The organism is Candidatus Clostridium stratigraminis, assembly GCF_045310675.1.
GTDB classification, from domain to species: Bacteria; Bacillota; Clostridia; order Clostridiales; family Clostridiaceae; genus Clostridium_AT; species Clostridium_AT stratigraminis.
The window spans coordinates 1-18,570 of sequence record NZ_JBJHZZ010000005.1; the positions used below are offsets into that span (position 1 = coordinate 1).

18 protein-coding genes and 1 riboswitch are annotated in these 18,570 nt (G+C 29.6%); of the genes, 14 read left to right on the forward strand and 4 right to left on the reverse strand.

The features are described 5' to 3' along the window. Positions 1 to 750: 750 nt before the first annotated feature. Together ACJDUG_RS09265 and ACJDUG_RS09270 are read right to left on the reverse strand one after the other, a co-directional pair. Complete coding sequence (locus ACJDUG_RS09265) at positions 751 to 921, reverse strand: hypothetical protein (protein ID WP_406769615.1); 171 nt, start codon at positions 919 to 921, stop codon at positions 751 to 753. Between the two features lie 47 nt (positions 922 to 968). After that, positions 969 to 1,163: a hypothetical protein gene (locus ACJDUG_RS09270; protein ID WP_406769616.1), complete on the reverse strand. Its 195-nt coding sequence runs from the start codon at positions 1,161 to 1,163 to the stop codon at positions 969 to 971. 578 nt (positions 1,164 to 1,741) lie between these two features. On the opposite strand from ACJDUG_RS09270, the gene ACJDUG_RS09275 reads away from it, so the two are divergent. The 6 genes from ACJDUG_RS09275 to ACJDUG_RS09300 all read left to right on the forward strand — a co-directional run bounded on the left by ACJDUG_RS09275 (position 1,742) and on the right by ACJDUG_RS09300 (position 8,439). Next, positions 1,742 to 4,207: an ABC transporter permease gene (locus ACJDUG_RS09275; RefSeq protein ID WP_406769617.1), complete on the forward strand. Its 2,466-nt coding sequence runs from the start codon at positions 1,742 to 1,744 to the stop codon at positions 4,205 to 4,207. A 44-nt stretch (positions 4,208 to 4,251) separates the two neighbouring features. Further along, the gene (locus ACJDUG_RS09280; protein WP_406769618.1) at positions 4,252 to 4,938 is read left to right on the forward strand and encodes an ABC transporter ATP-binding protein; all 687 of its coding nucleotides are present in this window, start codon (positions 4,252 to 4,254) and stop codon (positions 4,936 to 4,938) included. Between the two features lie 47 nt (positions 4,939 to 4,985). Continuing rightward, entirely contained in the window at positions 4,986 to 5,612 is a 627-nt protein-coding gene (locus ACJDUG_RS09285) for an ABC transporter transmembrane domain-containing protein (protein WP_406769619.1), read from the forward strand. Positions 5,613 to 5,910: 298 nt separating this feature from the next. Further along, positions 5,911 to 6,306: a hypothetical protein gene (locus ACJDUG_RS09290; protein WP_406769620.1), complete on the forward strand. Its 396-nt coding sequence runs from the start codon at positions 5,911 to 5,913 to the stop codon at positions 6,304 to 6,306. A gap of 409 nt (positions 6,307 to 6,715) precedes the next feature. Then, positions 6,716 to 6,799, forward strand: a riboswitch (cyclic di-GMP riboswitch). A gap of 87 nt (positions 6,800 to 6,886) precedes the next feature. After that, positions 6,887 to 7,690 (forward strand): flagellar motor stator protein MotA, encoded by an 804-nt coding sequence (gene motA / locus ACJDUG_RS09295; RefSeq protein WP_406769621.1) that lies wholly within the window; start codon positions 6,887 to 6,889, stop codon positions 7,688 to 7,690. Further along, positions 7,690 to 8,439 carry a flagellar motor protein MotB gene (locus ACJDUG_RS09300; RefSeq protein ID WP_406769791.1) on the forward strand — a complete coding sequence of 250 codons (750 nt, stop codon included), beginning with the start codon at positions 7,690 to 7,692 and terminating at the stop codon, positions 8,437 to 8,439. Before motA ends, ACJDUG_RS09300 begins: the two co-directional genes overlap by 1 nt. Positions 8,440 to 8,801: 362 nt before the next feature. Here ACJDUG_RS09300 and ACJDUG_RS09305 read toward each other — a convergent pair whose 3' ends face one another. Continuing rightward, the gene (locus ACJDUG_RS09305; protein ID WP_406769622.1) at positions 8,802 to 9,299 is read right to left on the reverse strand and encodes an RNA polymerase sigma factor; all 498 of its coding nucleotides are present in this window, start codon (positions 9,297 to 9,299) and stop codon (positions 8,802 to 8,804) included. A 26-nt stretch (positions 9,300 to 9,325) separates the two neighbouring features. Further along, positions 9,326 to 10,621, reverse strand: a complete 1,296-nt coding sequence (locus ACJDUG_RS09310; protein ID WP_406769623.1) for a DUF4179 domain-containing protein — start codon at positions 10,619 to 10,621, stop codon at positions 9,326 to 9,328. 481 nt (positions 10,622 to 11,102) lie between these two features. Between ACJDUG_RS09310 and ACJDUG_RS09315 the strand changes: the two genes are divergently transcribed. The 8 genes from ACJDUG_RS09315 to ACJDUG_RS09350 all read left to right on the forward strand — a co-directional run bounded on the left by ACJDUG_RS09315 (position 11,103) and on the right by ACJDUG_RS09350 (position 18,446). Next, entirely contained in the window at positions 11,103 to 11,993 is an 891-nt protein-coding gene (locus tag ACJDUG_RS09315; protein WP_406769624.1) for a GGDEF domain-containing protein, read from the forward strand. A 418-nt stretch (positions 11,994 to 12,411) separates the two neighbouring features. Then, positions 12,412 to 14,121 carry a methyl-accepting chemotaxis protein gene (locus ACJDUG_RS09320; protein WP_406769625.1) on the forward strand — a complete coding sequence of 570 codons (1,710 nt, stop codon included), beginning with the start codon at positions 12,412 to 12,414 and terminating at the stop codon, positions 14,119 to 14,121. Positions 14,122 to 14,403: 282 nt separating this feature from the next. Further along, on the forward strand, positions 14,404 to 15,747 hold the full coding sequence (locus ACJDUG_RS09325) for an amino acid permease (protein WP_406769626.1): 1,344 nt from the start codon (positions 14,404 to 14,406) through the stop codon (positions 15,745 to 15,747). Between the two features lie 195 nt (positions 15,748 to 15,942). Next, on the forward strand, positions 15,943 to 16,236 hold the full coding sequence (locus ACJDUG_RS09330; protein ID WP_406769627.1) for an ArsR/SmtB family transcription factor: 294 nt from the start codon (positions 15,943 to 15,945) through the stop codon (positions 16,234 to 16,236). A 35-nt stretch (positions 16,237 to 16,271) separates the two neighbouring features. After that, on the forward strand, positions 16,272 to 16,511 hold the full coding sequence (locus tag ACJDUG_RS09335) for a thioredoxin family protein (protein ID WP_406769628.1): 240 nt from the start codon (positions 16,272 to 16,274) through the stop codon (positions 16,509 to 16,511). A gap of 103 nt (positions 16,512 to 16,614) precedes the next feature. Further along, positions 16,615 to 17,583 carry a permease gene (locus ACJDUG_RS09340; RefSeq protein WP_406769629.1) on the forward strand — a complete coding sequence of 323 codons (969 nt, stop codon included), beginning with the start codon at positions 16,615 to 16,617 and terminating at the stop codon, positions 17,581 to 17,583. Between the two features lie 39 nt (positions 17,584 to 17,622). Continuing rightward, on the forward strand, positions 17,623 to 17,979 hold the full coding sequence (locus tag ACJDUG_RS09345; RefSeq protein WP_406769630.1) for a NifB/NifX family molybdenum-iron cluster-binding protein: 357 nt from the start codon (positions 17,623 to 17,625) through the stop codon (positions 17,977 to 17,979). 104 nt (positions 17,980 to 18,083) lie between these two features. Next, positions 18,084 to 18,446: a hypothetical protein gene (locus tag ACJDUG_RS09350; RefSeq protein WP_406769631.1), complete on the forward strand. Its 363-nt coding sequence runs from the start codon at positions 18,084 to 18,086 to the stop codon at positions 18,444 to 18,446. Positions 18,447 to 18,570: the final 124 nt, after the last annotated feature.

Consider the following 18,570-nt stretch of genomic DNA (forward strand, 5'->3'; position numbering starts at 1 on the left):
TTGAACTGATTGAAATTTAACCCGTAGGGGGTCAAATTTAAACGCAAAAAGGGGTCAATTTTACTTGACAATCTACAGTTTTCATGTAATATAGTCATCAATAGGTGACAGACGAAAGATTATCTTGAGGAAGACTATGAGATTTTAAATATTTTTATAAAAGTTGAATACAGAATGTATAAGGTAGAGCTATTGATTAAACCACTTAAAAATGTTATGAATAAAACAATATTGAAGAAAATAATCCTTATACATTAATGAAGAAAAAATTTATGTATTGAATTTAACCATGAAAGATATACAGTTATCAGTGAGAGAAAATACAAAATTTATATTTATACATTGTATAATTTTAGGTCCCAACTTTATTGTCTGAATTAACGGAAAAGTAGTGTAAAATTATTACAAGATGTGTACCAACCTTATTGTTCGTATATGTGATTTTTCCCAACGCAGTAATGCCAGTTCAAATGGATTTTTATGTCCCAACTTTATTGTTTGTCAACAATATTGTCTAGGTATAAAGCTTGGTGGAGAATAAAAAAGTATAGTTAAAAATAATAAAGTTTGGTTTAAGAACGTGGGTGTATTGCAGGGCAGCAACTGTAATACACCCACTTTTCATTAAAGCTAATAGAAACAATCAATGCTAAGGCCAAAATTAATATTAAAGTTTTATTTTGCAAACTATAAATCACTTCCTTGTATAATTGTTATGCATAGTATATATATTAATAACATATGTAGATATTATTCTCGTTTACCATCCCATGGAATATATTTATCTGCCAAGCTCTTGGGAAACATATGATACATACTCCCATATAGGATATTAACCTCATCATCACGTTCCCCATTTTTGGGAATCATAATAATGTTTTGATTAGTCGGTATACCACCTGCAAATTGAACTTCATACATTACAGTTCTTTATTTATCATTATTATAACCTATTACAGTTACAGTACCTATTTACTGTTATACCTTTGATCAATTGGCACAGTCACAGTAATATTAGCAACTCCATCTTTCCCAGTTTTTGTTGTTTTAACAATTTTCCCATTAGAATCAATAATGATTAAATTTATATCTTGTATAACGTTATTTTCATATTCACGTGATATAAAATGCAACGGATATGTTATTGTTTCATCTGAGGCCAAAGAACCTTTAGGAATAATCACCTTTCTGCAGCCGAAAAAGATTATAAAAATCTAATTATAATTATGAATGGTAATAATTCTTTTTTCAATTTAGAAACCTCCATAAAATTTATAATTATAAAAGCATGGCATTATTTTCTTATCAATTCTAGAATTTTAAAGTAACATAGTGTAATTATAGTATATATTTTGAATAAAAGCATAATAATATTGTGAAATGCGTCTATTTATTCGCGAATAATTTTTAGATAGCATTCCTCTATTTTTTATATTTTCTTTAAACGTAAACATTACATTAGTTCACGATTAAAAACAAGTATTTCACGATATATTACTTGAAAAAAATCAAGATATGGGATAATTTATAAATATAATACAGTAAAATGATGGTAAATTTTTATTTATTTTCAAGAAGTCATGATATATCATTATCATCCGAATTAATTTAGAAAAAGAATTTCTTAAGGATAATTTTATTTAAGATTATCTTTAAGAAAAAAATAATCTTATTTACGTATATTCTTAACTGGAAACACATACTTAGCAATTTTAACATTGAAGAAGGAGTGTCTAATAATATGATAAAAGATTATCGTCAACTTGTACCTCGTTATTTGGTATCAAACAAAAGGACAACTTTGTCAATAACTATAAGTATATTAATTTCCGTTGCCTTACTAGTTTCTGTAGGTATAGTTATGGGAAAATATAATACTGTTAGATTAGAAATAGCTCAGGAAGGCCATGGAAAATATTATGGTGGATATCTTTACGTTCAAGAAGATAGTCTTGATAAACTTAAAAAATTTGATGGTATTTCAGAAGTTGGGACAAGTATTACTATTGGTGAAATTCAGCTTGATAGTGAGAAATTACAAATTAAAGGAGCAGATCCTGTTGCACTTAATCTATTAAATGCAAAGGCCATAGATGGCAGGCTGCCTCAAAGTGGCTATGAAGTTGCCATTGAAAAATGGATGTACAATCATATGAAAAACAAGCCAAAACTAGGTGATAAATTTAAATTTAGCGATTGTTATGTAGATTCAAATGGTAAAGCACTAAGTAAAAATAATACGGAATTTACTCTTGTCGGTATATTAGAAGATTTTCAAGATTCAAAGATGTTTGAAACAGGTAATGCCTATATTACTTTAGATACTGCTAATTCACTTTTAGGTAATAGCAAAAAGGTTTATGAGCAGTGGTTTACTATAAATAACAACCTGCCAGTGGATAGTACATTAAATAAAATAAAGACTTATGCAAATACAGGTAGCTCAGGTGAATCAGTAATTGAAGGTTATCGCCCCAATATATATTATACGGCTGCTTTAAATGAGGCAAAAGCTGTAAAGTATATAACACTTTTCTTTAATCTTATTGTAGCAGTAGCTTCGTTCATGGTTATCTATAATGTTTTCAGCATTTCAGTTCTTCAAAGGAAAAGGCATTATGGACTTTTAAGGGCAATAGGTATAACACCAAAACAAATTAAAAACATGTTGTTTTCTGAAGCTTTTTTATATGAAGCTGTTGTAGTACCACTTGGAATTTTAACTGGAATGCTAGTAACTTCATCAATTATGAAAGCAATAGGTGGGGAAGTTTTTAAAGGATCAGTGTTTAATAATATAACTGCCTTTAATATTATTTTACCTATTTTAGTAAGTTTAATAGCTATAACTGCTGCGGTTTACAGCCCTGCAAAAAATGCCGCGAAGATATCTGCAATAGAGTCAATGACAATGGAGGATTCTAAGTCTGCTAAGAAATTATATAAGGCTTATAAAGAAAGCTTCTTTGATAAATTAATTGGATATACAGGGAAAATGGCAATAAGTAATTTGAAAAGATATAAAAAGAGGTTTTTGGCAACAGTAATAGCCATAGGAATGGGAATTTCACTATTTGTACTTTCAATATTTATAATAAATTTCTTGAATCCAACAAAATTCTTGGAAGATAGGGTTAAATCAGATTATGTTTTAAATTTATCAGGTGTTTTAAATGATAATTATGGGTATGATGAGGAAACTGTAAATCAAATTAAAAGTATTCCAGGAGTTAAATCTGTAGATAAATTTAAATATTTACAAACGGATTATATCTTACCAATGGATTCAGTAACACAGGAAGCTATTAAAGAAAATAATAAAAAGAGTAATCTAATGACAGGTGGATATCATGTAGTAACTCAGATTTATGGCTGTAGTGATGAGTTTATTGAGGCTTTAAGAAAGAGTGTTAATGATCCAAATGCACAGGTGTTTATTGTGCAAAACTTGAATAATGAGAATTTTACTAAAGTTAAGAGTGGGGATGAAGTTAGAATCTTTATTCAGTATATGGTTGCGGGGAAATTTGTAAATGTTGACAAAAACATTAAAGTGGATTATGTGCTTAAGGATCTTCCAATGAAATTAAACCAAGTAAATGGTTATATAGCTACCTTTGTATCTTATAAATTTATGGAAGATAATTTTAAGCTTTATGGCTATCAGGATATCGAAATAAACGTAGACCATAAGGCAAACTTAAGTAAAGTTGAACAGCAGCTTCAATTAATAGCATCTAATCATAAAAATGGGCAGCTAATAAGCTATCAAGATGAAGTAAATAAATATCATAATTATCAGCTTGAAGTAGGTACTTTACTTATTTCTCTTGCAACTATTATTGCAATTGTAGGTTTTATTAATATTATGAATACCTTAAACATGAACATTATTATAAGAAAAAGAGAATTTGGAATGCTCAGGGCCATGGGAATGACCCGAAAAGAACTTAGAAAGGTTTTATTAAAAGAAGCTTCTATATATGGTATATTTAGTTCACTTATTGGTATAGGCTTAGGATATTTTCTTATATGGATGATATACAATCTAGCTAAAAGAAGGGTAGAAATAAAATTCTATATTGATTTAAAGGTTGTTATATTTACAATTATAGTAACGGTAATACTCAGCATAGCTTCTTCAATATTACCGCTAAGGAAGGCTACTAAAGCAGATATAGTAGAATCTATACAGGCAGTGGAATAGAAGCATTAAGGGCCTTTAATTTATATAAGAGGGGGAAGAAAAAAGTGGAGATACTTAGAACCTATAAACTTACTAAGACTTATGGCAAGGGTGAAGCTGAGGTAGAAGCTTTAAAGGAAGCTGAAATTAGTATAAATAAAGGAGAGTTCGTGGCTGTAGTTGGACCGAGCGGATCAGGGAAGAGTACCCTGCTTCATATAATTGCAGGGCTTATGCAGCCAACCAGGGGAAGCGTGCTGATTGAAGGAAAAAATATATATAACCTATCTGAAAATGAACTTTCAATTTTTAGAAGGAGAAACATAGGTTTTATATTTCAATTTTTCAATCTACTTCCTATGCTTTCATTAGAAGAAAATGTAATTCTTCCTGCTCTGCTTGATAATAAAAAAGTGGATATGGAATATTTAGATGAACTATTAAGGGTGCTCGGACTGTCAGAAAGAAGGAGGCATCTTCCAGGAGCCTTATCTGGAGGTCAGCAGCAGCGTGCAGCAATTGCAAGAGCTCTATTTACAAAACCTTCAATTGTATTTGCAGATGAACCTACAGGAAATCTTGATTCAAAAAGCAGTAAGGAAGTTTTAGAATTATTGACTATGAGTATAAAAAAATATAATCAGACTCTTGTTTTAATTACCCATGATATGAATGTGGCTATGCATGCTGACAGAATAATTAAAATTGAGGATGGGGTTGTAAGTGAGGATTTAAAAGTTATTGAGAGTTAGCGTTTAATTTTATTGCTTTAGTAAAAGCGTAGAAATGAGGATAATAATTGAAAAAAGTATTATTAAATAAGAATGATATTTCATTGTTTAAGAGGGTATTTAAGTATTTAATTAAATATAAAATTAAATATATAATAGTTTTGTTATGCACAATCTTGGGCATAACATTTGGAATTATACAGCCGTTAATATGGGCTAATATTTTGGCAAAATTATTTTCAAAAGAATATAATATGTTAATAATAAATATTGGCTATCTAAGTATATTTTTTTTTATGCAATCAATAATTAACTTTTTTCAATCATATTTATTCTCTTATTTAAATGAAAACTTTGTATATGATTTAAAACATGATATTTATGACAGGATACTTAATTTACCTATAAAAGCTTTTGATGAAATCAGCGTTGGAGAAATAACTTCTAGAATACATAGTGATACAATGGCTGTTGCTGGTATAATGACTAATCAATTTATAAACACTATCACAGATATACTTAGAATAATACATGAGGGGAAACACCCTGTTTTAATTGATGAAGTAGGTGTTGGGATAGGTATTGGTGCAGGCATTACTATTAATGTTGGTATCATTGATATAATTATCATGTATAGGAATTGCTTTTGGAGCAGGCTACTTTATAGGAAAAGGTACAGGATATTTGAAGGGTAAATTTTAAGTTAATTAAAGAATAAGTAATAAAACATATTAAGAGATAGCTATTCTTAATATTTGGCAATCACAGATGTTTTCTATGATAGTTTGATTACATGCATGAGTATTTTAATACTAATGTTATATGTATCGGTTTTTAACAATATAGAAAGATTATGTTTGTGTAATAGAGTAGAAAAGATTGAAATAGGGCATACAAGTTATCCTCAAGTTATACAAGTAAATTTACCATAAGAAGGAAATAAATAGGAGATATTACAAATGTTATAAACTTAAGATTTGAGGAGGGGTTAATGTGAAAAATAAAAAAACAATGATAGGTGGTATCCTTTGTGTTTTAACAATATTTCTTACTCAATTTGTTCTAAGGGCTACTGAAATAACTAATTTTTCTGTTCAAGCCATTGTTGCAATTATAATGGGTGGTGGCATATTATTTTCAGTAGGTATGTTAAATAGTAAGGATAGAATTTTTGGATTTAAATTCAATTTAATTTCTGCAATATTAATGTTCATAACGTGTCTATTTGGTTCTATGGATTTTATTTTGGGCGAAAAATATCCTCAATTAGCTGAAACACATCGTTTACTATCTATCATGATTGATCTTTTAGTAGTTGTTAGTTTATTATCATTTGTTATATTTTTGGTAGTTGCAGCATCAATTACTGCTAAAAAAAATCAAAGATAAACTTTTTTTATAAAATAAAATCAAACTTTTTCACAAAAATAAATAATGTTATTCAATAAAAGAACTAAATTCTGATCAAACTTTTTTTTGAAATTTAGTTCTTTGTATATGTGTAGATATATGTTTTGCGTGGATGTTTTGATCAAACTTTTTTACAAACCTACAAGAATGTTGTTGTATCTAGGTAAAAAACTCGTTCAACACGTACTAAAGTCATTCAATAGACAATAAAGTCGTTATAAGGACCAGACAGAAATGGGAGAAAAATTTCCTGTTTCTTGCCTGGTTTCTTTATTTTTTGAAGAGAGATTGAGTAATTCTAAAATTAATTTTTGAAAAAAATGCTAAAATAAAGAGGGATTTATATATTATTGTCGAATATCGTTATTAGCAAAACATTAAAAGTAATAATAATATTGGATGCTTTGAAGAATTTCTTTAATCTGGGCACTTTAGAAATTTGGAGTATATAGTGCAACCGGCCAATATAGGATTAGTCTCTTATAGATTATCTTATATTGGCCTTTTATTTATTATGGGCTGAAATCATATTATTGTTATTATTATTAGAGGTGAAGAAATGGATATATTCTTATTAATTGGCATTATTGTTGGATTGGCTGCAGTTAGTTCTGGATTGCTTATGAAAGGTGCTAGTGTTTCTATATTATTTAGTCCTGAAGCAATAATGGTAATTCTAGTAGGTACTTCAGCTGCGGTAATGAATTCTTTCACAAGGAAGGAATTTCTTAATATTCCTAAAATATTAGGAGTTGTTTTTAGTGATAAGTCGAAGGAAGATCCTATAGAAATAATTAATCAAATTGTTGATATGGCACAATCAACGCGAAAGGATGGACTATTATCATTAGAAACTAGGACTCAAGAACTGGATAATGAGTTTATGAAACAAGGATTAGAAATGATAGTTGATGGTGAGGAACCGGAATATGTTAGACAAGTCCTTTTAGGTGATATTGAGGGAATGGAAGAAAGGCATCGAATCGGAGCTTCTATTTTTACAACAGCAGGGGGAGCTTCTCCTACACTTGGAGTTCTAGGTGCAGTTATAGGACTTATAGGTGCACTTGGAAACTTAAATGATACTGCAAAACTTGGGGAATCTATAGCTGCTGCTTTCGTTGCTACTCTCTATGGAATTTTCTTCGGATATGTTATTTGGCACCCATTTGCATCAAGACTGAAGAGAAAGTCACATGAAGAGGTCTCCAATAAGCTATTAATGGTAGAAGGTATTTTAGCAATTCAAGAAGGGAAAAATCCAAAAACTATTCAAAAGCAGCTTATAACTATGTTAAAACCTAAAGATAGAAAGAAACTTGAAGATATGAGTATAGATGGAGAAACTAAAGGAGATAAATGATGAAACGTAAAAAACAACATCATGAAGAGCATGTTGATGAAACATGGTTACTTCCTTATTCAGATATGCTGACACTACTATTGGCACTTTTTATCGTTATGTTTGCAATGAGCAATGTGGATAACAAAAAATTAAAACAGATTAGTCTTCAATTCAACACTATTTTCTCAGGTGGTAACGGAGTATTAAAAGACAGCGGTGGTAGTGGCACAAATCTAGCTCAGAATAACAGCTTTGTTGCAACTGATAAAATGAATAGTATAGTAGAACAGGACAAGATGATTGGAATTAAGAGTATCTTAGAGCAAGAGATTAAAAGCAATGGATATGCAGATCAGATAAAAGTGGATTTAAATGCAGAAGGATTGAATATTTCAATACAGGATACGGTTATTTTTAAATCTGGAGATGCAGATGTATTAGCGAACTTTGATCCAGTACTGATCCAAATATCAAATATGATTAAAAATTTAGATAATGAGATAAGAATCAGTGGACATACTGACAATGTACCTATAAAAAATAATCAATTTCGTTCTAACTGGGACTTGAGTTATATGCGTGCCTCAAATGTTATGAACTTTATGGTAGATACAGGCCATGTTGCTCCTAATAAATTCACAATTCAAGCTTATGGTGAATACAGACCTAAATATGATAATTCCAATGAGGCAGGAAGGGCTAAAAATCGAAGTGTAGATATACTTATTGTTCGTAAATACGCACTTAGCACACAGAATGCAAATTAGTTTATTAAAACCCCATGCAATATGGAGAAAACATAATGATAGGATTAAAATTGAAGAAATCAGGGGTATACTAGAAATAGTACTTGAAATGGGAATTGTGGGAATATTTATCGCTTCATTAATGAAATAGTTGTTATTTTATAAGATAGTATTAAAAAGTTAATGAATAATATTCTTATATTCTAATTTGTTATTACTAGCCAGATAATATTAAAATAACTCCAAAATAAAAAGTGCATTGTCTTGGCTTTAAGTCAGTGCACTTTTTTACACTAAATTTAATTTAAGTAGTCAAGCTGGAATATAATACAAATAAAATTAAGGTTAAATTATGATTGAATGAATTGGAGTTATTTTACTATTCAGCTAGGTACTTTAACTTCAATTCTTAGTAGTTCTAAAGCCTTATGCAGCTTATTCTTTACTTGAGATGTACTTATTTCTAATATTTCACCAACTTCTTCTATTGTATATCCTTGAAAATACTTTAAAACTATTATAGATTTAAGCTCTGGGGGTAGTGTATCCAATGCTTCATATAAATCTTCATATTGCCTATCATAGTGTGATGCCTCAATTGATTCTATTTTGTCTACAAGAACTAACTTTGAATTCTTTCTAATATAGTCAATAGCTGAATTTGCAATGATACGCTTTATCCATCTATCGATTAACTCTACGTCTTTAACAGTGTGCAAATTATTATAAGCTTTCAAAATGCTTTCTTGGAGTATATCTAAAGCATCATTGCTATCTTTGACATACATATAAGCTAGCCTATAAAAACTGCTATTTTCAGTTAGTATTATTTCTTCAAAGACCTTTTCTAATTTTCTTTGTTTGGGAGTTTTTATAATCAAAATTCTCACCCTTTTCTACACTACTTTTAATCCCCTAATTTCAAATCAAACCCATCAGTTTTCATGCAATCTGCTTCTGTTACTTTCAATATAATATCCTCGCTAGGAATGTTTTTAAATTTTAATACTTCTTTTCCATTAGAGGAGTTAATTGTAATGCTGTCAATTATTATATTTTTGCCAGTTTTACTATTTGCTTGGAAATCAAAATTAACAGCACCTTTTGTTGTGTTTAGTGTAATAGTATTGCCTTCCATTCCTGCAAACTCTACTCCCAAATTATTTGGATTAGCTAGCTTTTTCTTTACATCAAGTGTAATATATTTATCCTTCTTGTTTAAATATTTAATTCCATCACATTTAAAAGTTAAATCTCTATTATTTGTTATTCCGCCCTCTAACTCCATTACAATATTGTTGTTTACTGCAAAGTTTTGAATATTATAAGGGTAGTCAAATTCTTCCCCATTTTTATCTACTAGTCTAGGAGATTCAACATTTATAAGTTCATAGTCATTACTAAGTAATTCACAATAAACATTACTTCGGGATTCAGATAACGTAATCTTATCAATTTTAAAGGTACCAATTTTGCTTTTGAATTCCTTATTTTTGTAAGATAAAACATTTAAATCTTCTTTATATACTGTGTTATTTAATGATATGGGAATACTTAAAGTAGTCAGTTTGCTTTGGGCTAATTTTACCTTTAAGGCTTTCAAAGTTTCTTCACTTAAGTTAGTAGTGGGTACATGGAACAATGGGTCATCTTTATAAACCTGAACATCCATGATAAAATCTTTGACTAATTTATCAATAGATATGTCTAAATTATTATTATCTTCATTCATGTTTACCACTGACCATGGAAGATACTTATTATTGTCTCTTGTTCTGAAATTGATTTCTCTAACAAATAAACCTTTACCTGTGAAGTTGTAGCCAATCCAAAGCTTTGAATTATCTCCTACAATACTGTTCACAGTAAAGCTTGCCCCTTTATCAGTAGCTGTTAAGTTAAGCTGCTGAAACCTATTGCTATTAACTAAATTGTTGAAACCTTTGTCGTGGTATATTAGCTGCACCAAGTTTTTTAATATTGGCACATCATTCAAAGCATATGCTAAGTTTGGTGATGAATTGACTATTAATATAAATACTACTAATGCGGCTGAAAATCCTCCAATTATTTTTATAATGGGTCTGTTTTTTCTTGAATTTTTAGCCTTTTTAAGCGTTCTAAACAAACTTAATTCAATATCATCAGGTATTGGTATATTATCATATTTCTTTTTGCCGTCGTTTATAAAGTTATCACTCATAAAAACCTCCCATATTATGTTAAAATTGTGCTTTCATATAGATAGACTTTTTATGTTAGTATTTTGTTTAAAGTGATAAAAATATTTATTTTGATAATTTGCATCTTTTCGCAGATTACAGGTGTACAAAAAACGAAATTGTTAAGAGTAAAAATTCAAATCGCATTCTAGAAACTACTGCTTGTAAATCAGAAAATAATATAAGAGAAATTGATCAACAATCATTAAATAAGAATGATATAAAAATTTCTATAATGGTTTATATAGAGGTTTAAGGAATTAAGAAAATAATCTTCTAGTATGATATAATAGTAAGATTAAACGTAGCTATTTAAATATATAAATATTTAAATATTTACTGACTCTATAAGGGTTCAGCGTGGGTTCTATAAACTGAAACTGGTGAATTACTAAACCATAAATTATTTTGTGAATGGTAGAGGTAAGCCAGAACACTTGAGAAAAAATTGGGGGCGTTAAAATGGACAACCATTTAAAATCATTAATTGACAATTTATCAATGTTAGAAAAATTATATAATGTCATAAGAATAGTAGACCCTTTAACGAAAAAAACGGTATGTTATGATAAAACTAAAATTAAAGTTTTAAATAATAATTGCTATGATTTTTGGAAAGTTAAAGATTATTGCCCTAATTGTATTTCTATGAGGGCATATAATGAAGATGATACTTTTGTAAAAATTGAATATAACAAAGAAAAAATTTATATGGTAATGGCATCACCTATAATTATAGAGAATAAGAAATATGTTTTTGAAATGTTAAAAGATGTAACAGATACAGGTATCATAGAAAATTTTCATGAGAAAACAAGTGCGGAAATTCAGCTTTATATAAATGAAATGAATGATAAGATTATCAAAGATGAATTAACTGGAATAAATAATAGACGTTTTATTGATGAAAGATTACCAATAGATATCTTAAAAAGTTCATCCTTAAAATCTCCACTATCATTAATAATGGCAGATATAGATTTTTTTAAATCTATAAATAGTAACTATGGACATTTGGTAGGAGACTCTATATTGGTTCAATTCGCTTCATTAATTAAGAATTCAATAAGAAAAGATATTGATTGGGTGGCAAGGTATGGAGGAGAGGAATTTATTATTGTTTTAGGCAACACAGATAATAATACTGCTTTTCAAATATCTGAAAAAATCAGAAAAAAGGTTGAAGAAAAAGTTTTTCAATGTGAAGATAACAAGATTAAGATTACATCAAGTTTTGGTATATATACATTGGATGAAAAAAGCCTTGATATTAATATAAAAAGTATGATAAATTATGCAGATGAAAAACTGTATAAAGCCAAACAAAAGGGGAGAAATAAGACCATAAAATAGGAGATGGGTATTAAATAATATCTATTAATATTGGTTAATAAATTTATAACTTATAAAGTATTGATACTGTAATTTGAAAAATATCTATAATAACGAAGCAGTTATTATAGATATTTTTTTCATGATTAAATCATTTTATAACATAACATATGACTTGGACTAGCACTAACTCTTTCTGCTTAACTTAGAAGTTCCTGGCTTTTTTATAGTTGGAAGATTTGTAGTTCAACTATATGGGAAAAGTTATTGCTTAGCATTATTTATTAAAAACAAAAGGAGCAATGCATTATGTGAATGAGAATAAAGTAGAATTTTGGCATGATTGTTAAAAATTTATTAAATGTTACAAATATTCTTGTAAAATTTGTAGAAGTATGTAATATTCTTAGTAAGTGTGACAAATTTAGGGGGGATGACAATGAAATGGTTTAATAATTTAAAAATTAGGCAAAGACTTACTGCTTGCTTCATTTTAGTAGCACTATTAATAGGTGTAGTTGGTTTTATTGGAATACAAAATGTAAATAAAATAGGCTCTGCTGCACAATCTATGCATAATAATGACCTTACTTCTATTCAATACCTAATGACAATAAAACAGAATCTTTCAGATATTCGTGCTGATTTATTAAAACTTGTATACCAACAGCAAGAGAATCAGAAGGAAGCATTAATAAAGGATATTGATACTTTAACTGAAAAAGATAATACACTTATAGGTGAGTATGAAAAATTAGTTAGTAACCAAGATAATAAACCCCTTGAACAGTTCAAAACGGATTTGGAGGCTTACAGAACTGTTCGTAATAAAGAAATAACTTATGTTAATGAGAACAACTATAAAGATGCAAATTCTTATTTTTCTAACGTTACGGATAGTAGAACAAAAGCATTTACAGACCTAGATAAACTTATAGGAATAAGTACCAGTCAGGCAGATGCTGCTGATAATTCCAATGACTCTATTATTAGTAAAACAGTATATATCTCAACAATTATAACTGCTTTTGGTTTGCTTCTAGCAATAATCTTAGGGTGGTTAGTTTCTAGCAGGATATCCAGACAAGTAGGTAAAGTTTTAGTATTTGCAAAGGGGCTTGGAGATGGTGACTTAACAAGCACAATAAATATTGACACTAAAGATGAAATAGGAAATCTTGCCATGGCATTGAACGACGCATGTAGTAATGTAAAACAGTTGATATCTGAAATAATAAGAAGTGCAGAAGATATAAGCTCTACAAGCGAAGAATTATCTGCCACTACCGAAGAAATTTCATCCCAAATGGAAGCAGTAAATGAGTCTACTGAGCAAATTTCTAGAGGATCTCAAGATTTGAGTGCTACAACAGAAGAAGTTAGTGCTTCCTCAGAAGAAATAGGATCTAATACAGATGAACTTTCAAATAGAGCAGATATTGCAGCCGTTTCTGCGAGAGAAATTAAAAACCGTGCTGTTGATGTAAAAACAAAGGCTGTAGGAAATATAGAGGATGCCAATATTGTTTATGAGGAGAAACAGTCAAGTATTATTAAAGCAATAGAAGATGGCAAGGTAGTTGAAGAAGTCAGAACAATGGCTGATTCAATAGCCAGCATAGCATCACAAACTAATTTACTTGCATTAAACGCTGCAATAGAAGCTGCAAGGGCAGGTGAACAAGGGAGAGGTTTTGCTGTAGTTGCAGAAGAAGTTAGAAAACTCGCTGAACAATCCTCACAGGCTGTCATTAGTATTCAAGGTATGGTAGTGCAGGTGCAAGCTGCATTTGAAAACCTTTCACGTAGCGGACAAGATGTATTAAACTATATGGTAGATAGTGTAAAGCCTAGTTTCCAATTGCTTTTAGACACAGGTATACAATATGAAAAGGATGCTGAGTTTATTAATAATATGGCAGGTGAAATTGCTTTATCATCAAAGCAAATGCGGGAAGTAGTTGAACAGGTAAGTAATGCTATGCAGAATGTATCTGCAACGGCTGAAGAATCAGCAGCTGGTTCAGAAGAGATTTTAAGCAGTATTAATGAAGTAACTTTTGCCATTAACAATGTTTCTAAATCCGCTCAAAGACAGACTGAACTTGCTCAAAGCCTTAACGAAATGGTTCAGCAATTTAAAATATAATAATAATTTCTAAAAATAAATAGTAAATATTAGATTATAACTAATGTTTATAAAAGAGCTTGCGGAAAAGAAGGGCCTTTAAGTAGTTTAAGTTATTGAAGAATTAGTTTTTCACCAGTTATATGATATTTTGTATGGCTGGTGTTTTTCATTTAATAAATCATATTGGATTTATGTAATTTTTAAATATAAAGAAGAATCATAATTAGTAATAGAATAACAATTTTTGATACAGACTAGAGTTGTAATATTATATGTAGATTTTATTTAGGAGTGAATACTTTGAAGCAGAAAGATTGCATTAATAATAACGTATCAAAAAGTGGTTTGAATGCTTATAGTTTAGCAGGTATAGGGATTGGAGGAATAATCGGAGCAGGGTTTTTTCTTGGTTCAAGTTTGGCGATAAATCAAGCAGGTCCTTCAGTTGTATTAGCTTTTTTATTTGGCGGCTTAATTATGTCACAGGTACTTGGAGCTATGACAAGTATAAGTATAAATAGGCCTGTTCAGGGTTCTTTTCGAGTTTATACAGAGCTATTCTTAGGCAGGTTTATGGGTTTTTTATTGGGATGGATAATATTTGTTTCGGGAATATTATCCTTAGGTTCTGAAGCAATTGCTGCAGGGGTATTTATAAGTTATTGGATACCTAGAGTTTCATCTGCCCTGTTTGCTATTATTGCAATAATTATAGTAATAGGGATAAATGCACTTGGAACTAAATATTTTGGATTTATAGAGTCTGTAATGTCTTTTATAAAAATTGCAGTATTGGTTATGTTTATTCTATTAGGTACATTTATAATTATTAAAAATGGTATTACTATAAAGCAGAATCCATTTAGTAGTTATAACGCATTTTTCCCAAATAGAATATCGGGTTTCTTACAATCCATGTTAATAGTTGTGTTCACATATAGTGGTATAAGTACAGTTGCCATGGCAACTTCTGAGGTAAGAAGACCTTGTCTAGAAATACCTAAAGCCACAGTAATTTTAACCTTAGGTACTGTATCATTATATATTATATCTATGCTTATTATCGTTAATATTGTTGATTGGAGTTCAATTAATACAAATATTTCTCCCTTCGTTCAAGGATTTAACAATATGGGTTATGGATGGGCCTCATCATTGATTAATGGTGTTATATTAATAGCTACATTTTCTGTAATGATAGGAAGTTTTTATGGGTGTGTGCAAATGCTTGTTTCACTTTCAAAAGCACAGGAAGCTCCAAAGATTTTTAAGGGTGCTACTGAAAGAGAATTTTATAAGTATTCATGGGTTGCATCAGGCACTATTTCAATATTGGTAGTTCTCATGGCATTTGCACTTGGAACAAAGCTTTTTAATTATTTAATATCTTCATCATCCTATTTTTCTTTCTTTAATTGGGTTGTAAATTTAATAACTTATCTTGTTTGGATAAGGAAGAGAGAAAAAAGTGAAATATATGATTCTCCTCTTATTAAGGGAAGGTTAGGAGCCATTATAACAATCATAGTTATAATTACCTTACTTGTTATAAGCTTAGGAGTAAGTGATTTCAGAATTGGATTTTATATGGCTCTTGGTATTTCATTTATTATTTCTGTTATGTATAAATTAATAAAATTTTAGTATAATAAGGAAAACTATTAATTAAAGTCCATATGAGAGTATATTATCTATGGACTTCTTTCTATTAATATACATAGATTACTAAATGACAAAATTTATTTAAGAATATATATTAATATTGACATGTTAAATTAAAAAGGAATATACTAATGACATAAGGATTTAATTATATAGTTATATAGCGTGGAGGAAATTATGAATCATGAAGAAATAAGTGTTAGAATTTTTAAAGCCTTAGGACATCCCGTAAGGTATAAAATAGTTAAGTTTTTATATAATGGGCCAAAGTGTGTCTGCAAATTAAATGAAAATATAGAGTTTAGTCAAGCTAATTTGTCTCAGCATCTAAAAATACTTAAAGAGGCTGGTGTATTGTCATCTGAAAAAGTAGGAATGGAAACTCATTATAGAATTAGTAGTGAAGAAATAAAAAATATTATAGATAGTGTGGATAAGCTTGTTATAAGTTACTTTGGTAATTCTAAATAAAATATTCTAAAATAAATTTTGGAGGAATAGATATTATGCAAATTAAAATTTTAGGAACAGGATGCTCAAATTGCAAGAAGCTTGAAGCAAATGCTAAGGAAGCTGTTAAAGAACTCAACCTAGAAGTTAAAATTGTAAAGGTAGAGGATATTAAAGATATAATGAAATATGGAGTTATGAGAACACCAGCTTTAGTTATTAATGAAAAAGTAAAGATGTATGGTAAAGTTTCTACTGTTTCTGATATTAAGAAATATATTAGCGAAGAACAATAATGTAAAAATGGGCTTAATCCTATAATATCAGGTTATAGTCCATTATTTTTGAATGCAATATAAGTATTTAATTATAAGGTTATGAAATGGATGGAGGAGTAGTATGTTTACACCTATACAAATTTTTGCCGATTGGATTGTTTACAGCGTTTTAGGTATTATTAAAGAAAGTAAACTTGGAAGTGCCCTTAACTTTTTTATATTTGATACAATAAAGATTTTTATATTATTACTAATAATTGTATATGTAATTACCATTATAAGGAGCTTTTTCCCTCCAGAAAAGACAAGAAAAATTCTTGCAAAAAGTAAAGGAAGTACATTTATAGGACATATCCTCGGGGCCTTGCTTGGAATTGTTACACCATTTTGTTCATGTTCAGCAGTTCCGCTTTTTATAGGATTTGTTGAAGCTGGAGTACCTCTTGGCGTTACATTTTCCTTTTTAGTGGCTGCACCAATGGTAAATGAGGTTGCATTGGGGCTTTTATATGGTTTATTTGGAATAAAAATAGCTATAATTTATGTTATATCTGGAGAAATTATAGCAATAGTAAGCGGCATTATAATTGGGAAATTGAAAATGGAAAAACAAGTAGAAGGGTATGTCTATGAATTACAGATGAATGCTGATGTGGAAATATTAAATCCAACTACCAAGGAAAGATTATTGGATTCATGGAATTTTACAAAGGATCTAATAAAGAAAATATGGCTATATGTGATAATTGGTATTGCAATAGGTGGATTTATGCATGGATGGGTTCCAGCAGGAGCATTGGCTAAATATGCAGGAAAGGGTAATCCCTTTGCAGTATTTATAGCTGTACTTATTGGAGTACCATTGTATTCTAACGCTGCTGGGGTAATACCATTAGTTAGTGAACTTACAAGAGCCGGGGTTTCAATGGGAACTTCTCTTGCATTTATGATGGCTGTTACAGGGTTAAGCTTACCTGAGGGGATTCTTTTAAGAAGAGTTTTAAAGCCTAAATTATTAGCAGTATTCTATAGCATAGTATCTTCAGGAATTATAGTAATTGGATACATGTTTAATTTCATAATTAAATAAACATATAAAGAAAATATAAAAATGTGGAGGTAGGATAATATGAAAATTGCAGTACCTAATAATGGAAATATGGTTAATCAACACTTTGGAATGAGTAAAAGCTTTACTATAGTTTCAGTAGAGAATGAAATAGTTACAAAGGTGGAAGAAATCTCTACTGAGCAATTTCAACATGAACATGAAGGTTTGGCAAATCTGCTTAAACAGCACGGAGTAGATGTTGTTATAACAGGAGGAATAGGGCAAGGGGCAATTAATGGCTTAAAGATAAATGGGTTACAGGTAATAAGAGGTGCCTCAGGAGAATATATGAAGGTTATAGAAGAATATATTAATGGAAAAATAAAAGATAAAAATATAACTTGTAATCATCATGGGGAACATCATAATCCTTAAGAGAATAATAAAATATAAATATACGGAATAAATTAATATCACAAATTACAGAAATAATCATAGGATAAAATGAGTAACAATTTTAAGTTATTATAGGAGGAAGTATGAATTATATGCCAATTCCACCCTGTATGATGTGGTATCAAGGAGCAATGATAGAGGAGGGTGATGATAGGGATTTAGAGATGTTGTATCCTCAAATATACTTTAGGGTAATGCCTTTAGTAATGCATCACTGTGACCAAATGGAATCAAGACATGGAGTAATGTATTCCCCAACAAGGAATGAACTAAGCAGAATTACAGATGATATTGAAAATAGGCTAAATGACACTATGGGTAACATTAGTGGTGAAGAAACAAGGCAGTTTGGAGGAGGTTTTTTAGGTGATTTAGCATCCATACTTCTTTTAAGAGAGCTTACAAGAAGGCGTAGAGGAAGACGCAGAAGACCTTTTTTTTATTAGAAATGAGTATTTGTAATAAATAATCTATAAACATGAAGTTAATGTGAATACATTAATAATTGAACAGAGACTTCATTATTAATATTATGTTTTGACCAGCCATATGAATTTTTTATATGGCTGG

Excerpts from the sequence above, each read along its gene's own strand:
- ACJDUG_RS09320 (WP_406769625.1), top strand. The coding sequence starts at position 12,412 with ATGAAATGGTTTAATAATTTAAAAATTAGGCAAAGACTTACTGCTTGC.
- ACJDUG_RS09300 (WP_406769791.1), top strand. The coding sequence starts at position 7,690 with ATGAAACGTAAAAAACAACATCATGAAGAGCATGTTGATGAAACATGG.
- ACJDUG_RS09345 (WP_406769630.1), top strand. The coding sequence starts at position 17,623 with ATGAAAATTGCAGTACCTAATAATGGAAATATGGTTAATCAACACTTT.
- ACJDUG_RS09335 (WP_406769628.1), top strand. The coding sequence starts at position 16,272 with ATGCAAATTAAAATTTTAGGAACAGGATGCTCAAATTGCAAGAAGCTT.
- ACJDUG_RS09265 (WP_406769615.1), bottom strand. The coding sequence starts at position 921 with ATGTATGAAGTTCAATTTGCAGGTGGTATACCGACTAATCAAAACATT.
- ACJDUG_RS09275 (WP_406769617.1), top strand. The coding sequence starts at position 1,742 with ATGATAAAAGATTATCGTCAACTTGTACCTCGTTATTTGGTATCAAAC.
- ACJDUG_RS09340 (WP_406769629.1), top strand. The coding sequence starts at position 16,615 with ATGTTTACACCTATACAAATTTTTGCCGATTGGATTGTTTACAGCGTT.
- ACJDUG_RS09310 (WP_406769623.1), bottom strand. The coding sequence starts at position 10,621 with ATGAGTGATAACTTTATAAACGACGGCAAAAAGAAATATGATAATATA.
- ACJDUG_RS09330 (WP_406769627.1), top strand. The coding sequence starts at position 15,943 with ATGAATCATGAAGAAATAAGTGTTAGAATTTTTAAAGCCTTAGGACAT.
- ACJDUG_RS09315 (WP_406769624.1), top strand. The coding sequence starts at position 11,103 with ATGGACAACCATTTAAAATCATTAATTGACAATTTATCAATGTTAGAA.
- ACJDUG_RS09350 (WP_406769631.1), top strand. The coding sequence starts at position 18,084 with ATGAATTATATGCCAATTCCACCCTGTATGATGTGGTATCAAGGAGCA.
- motA (WP_406769621.1), top strand. The coding sequence starts at position 6,887 with ATGGATATATTCTTATTAATTGGCATTATTGTTGGATTGGCTGCAGTT.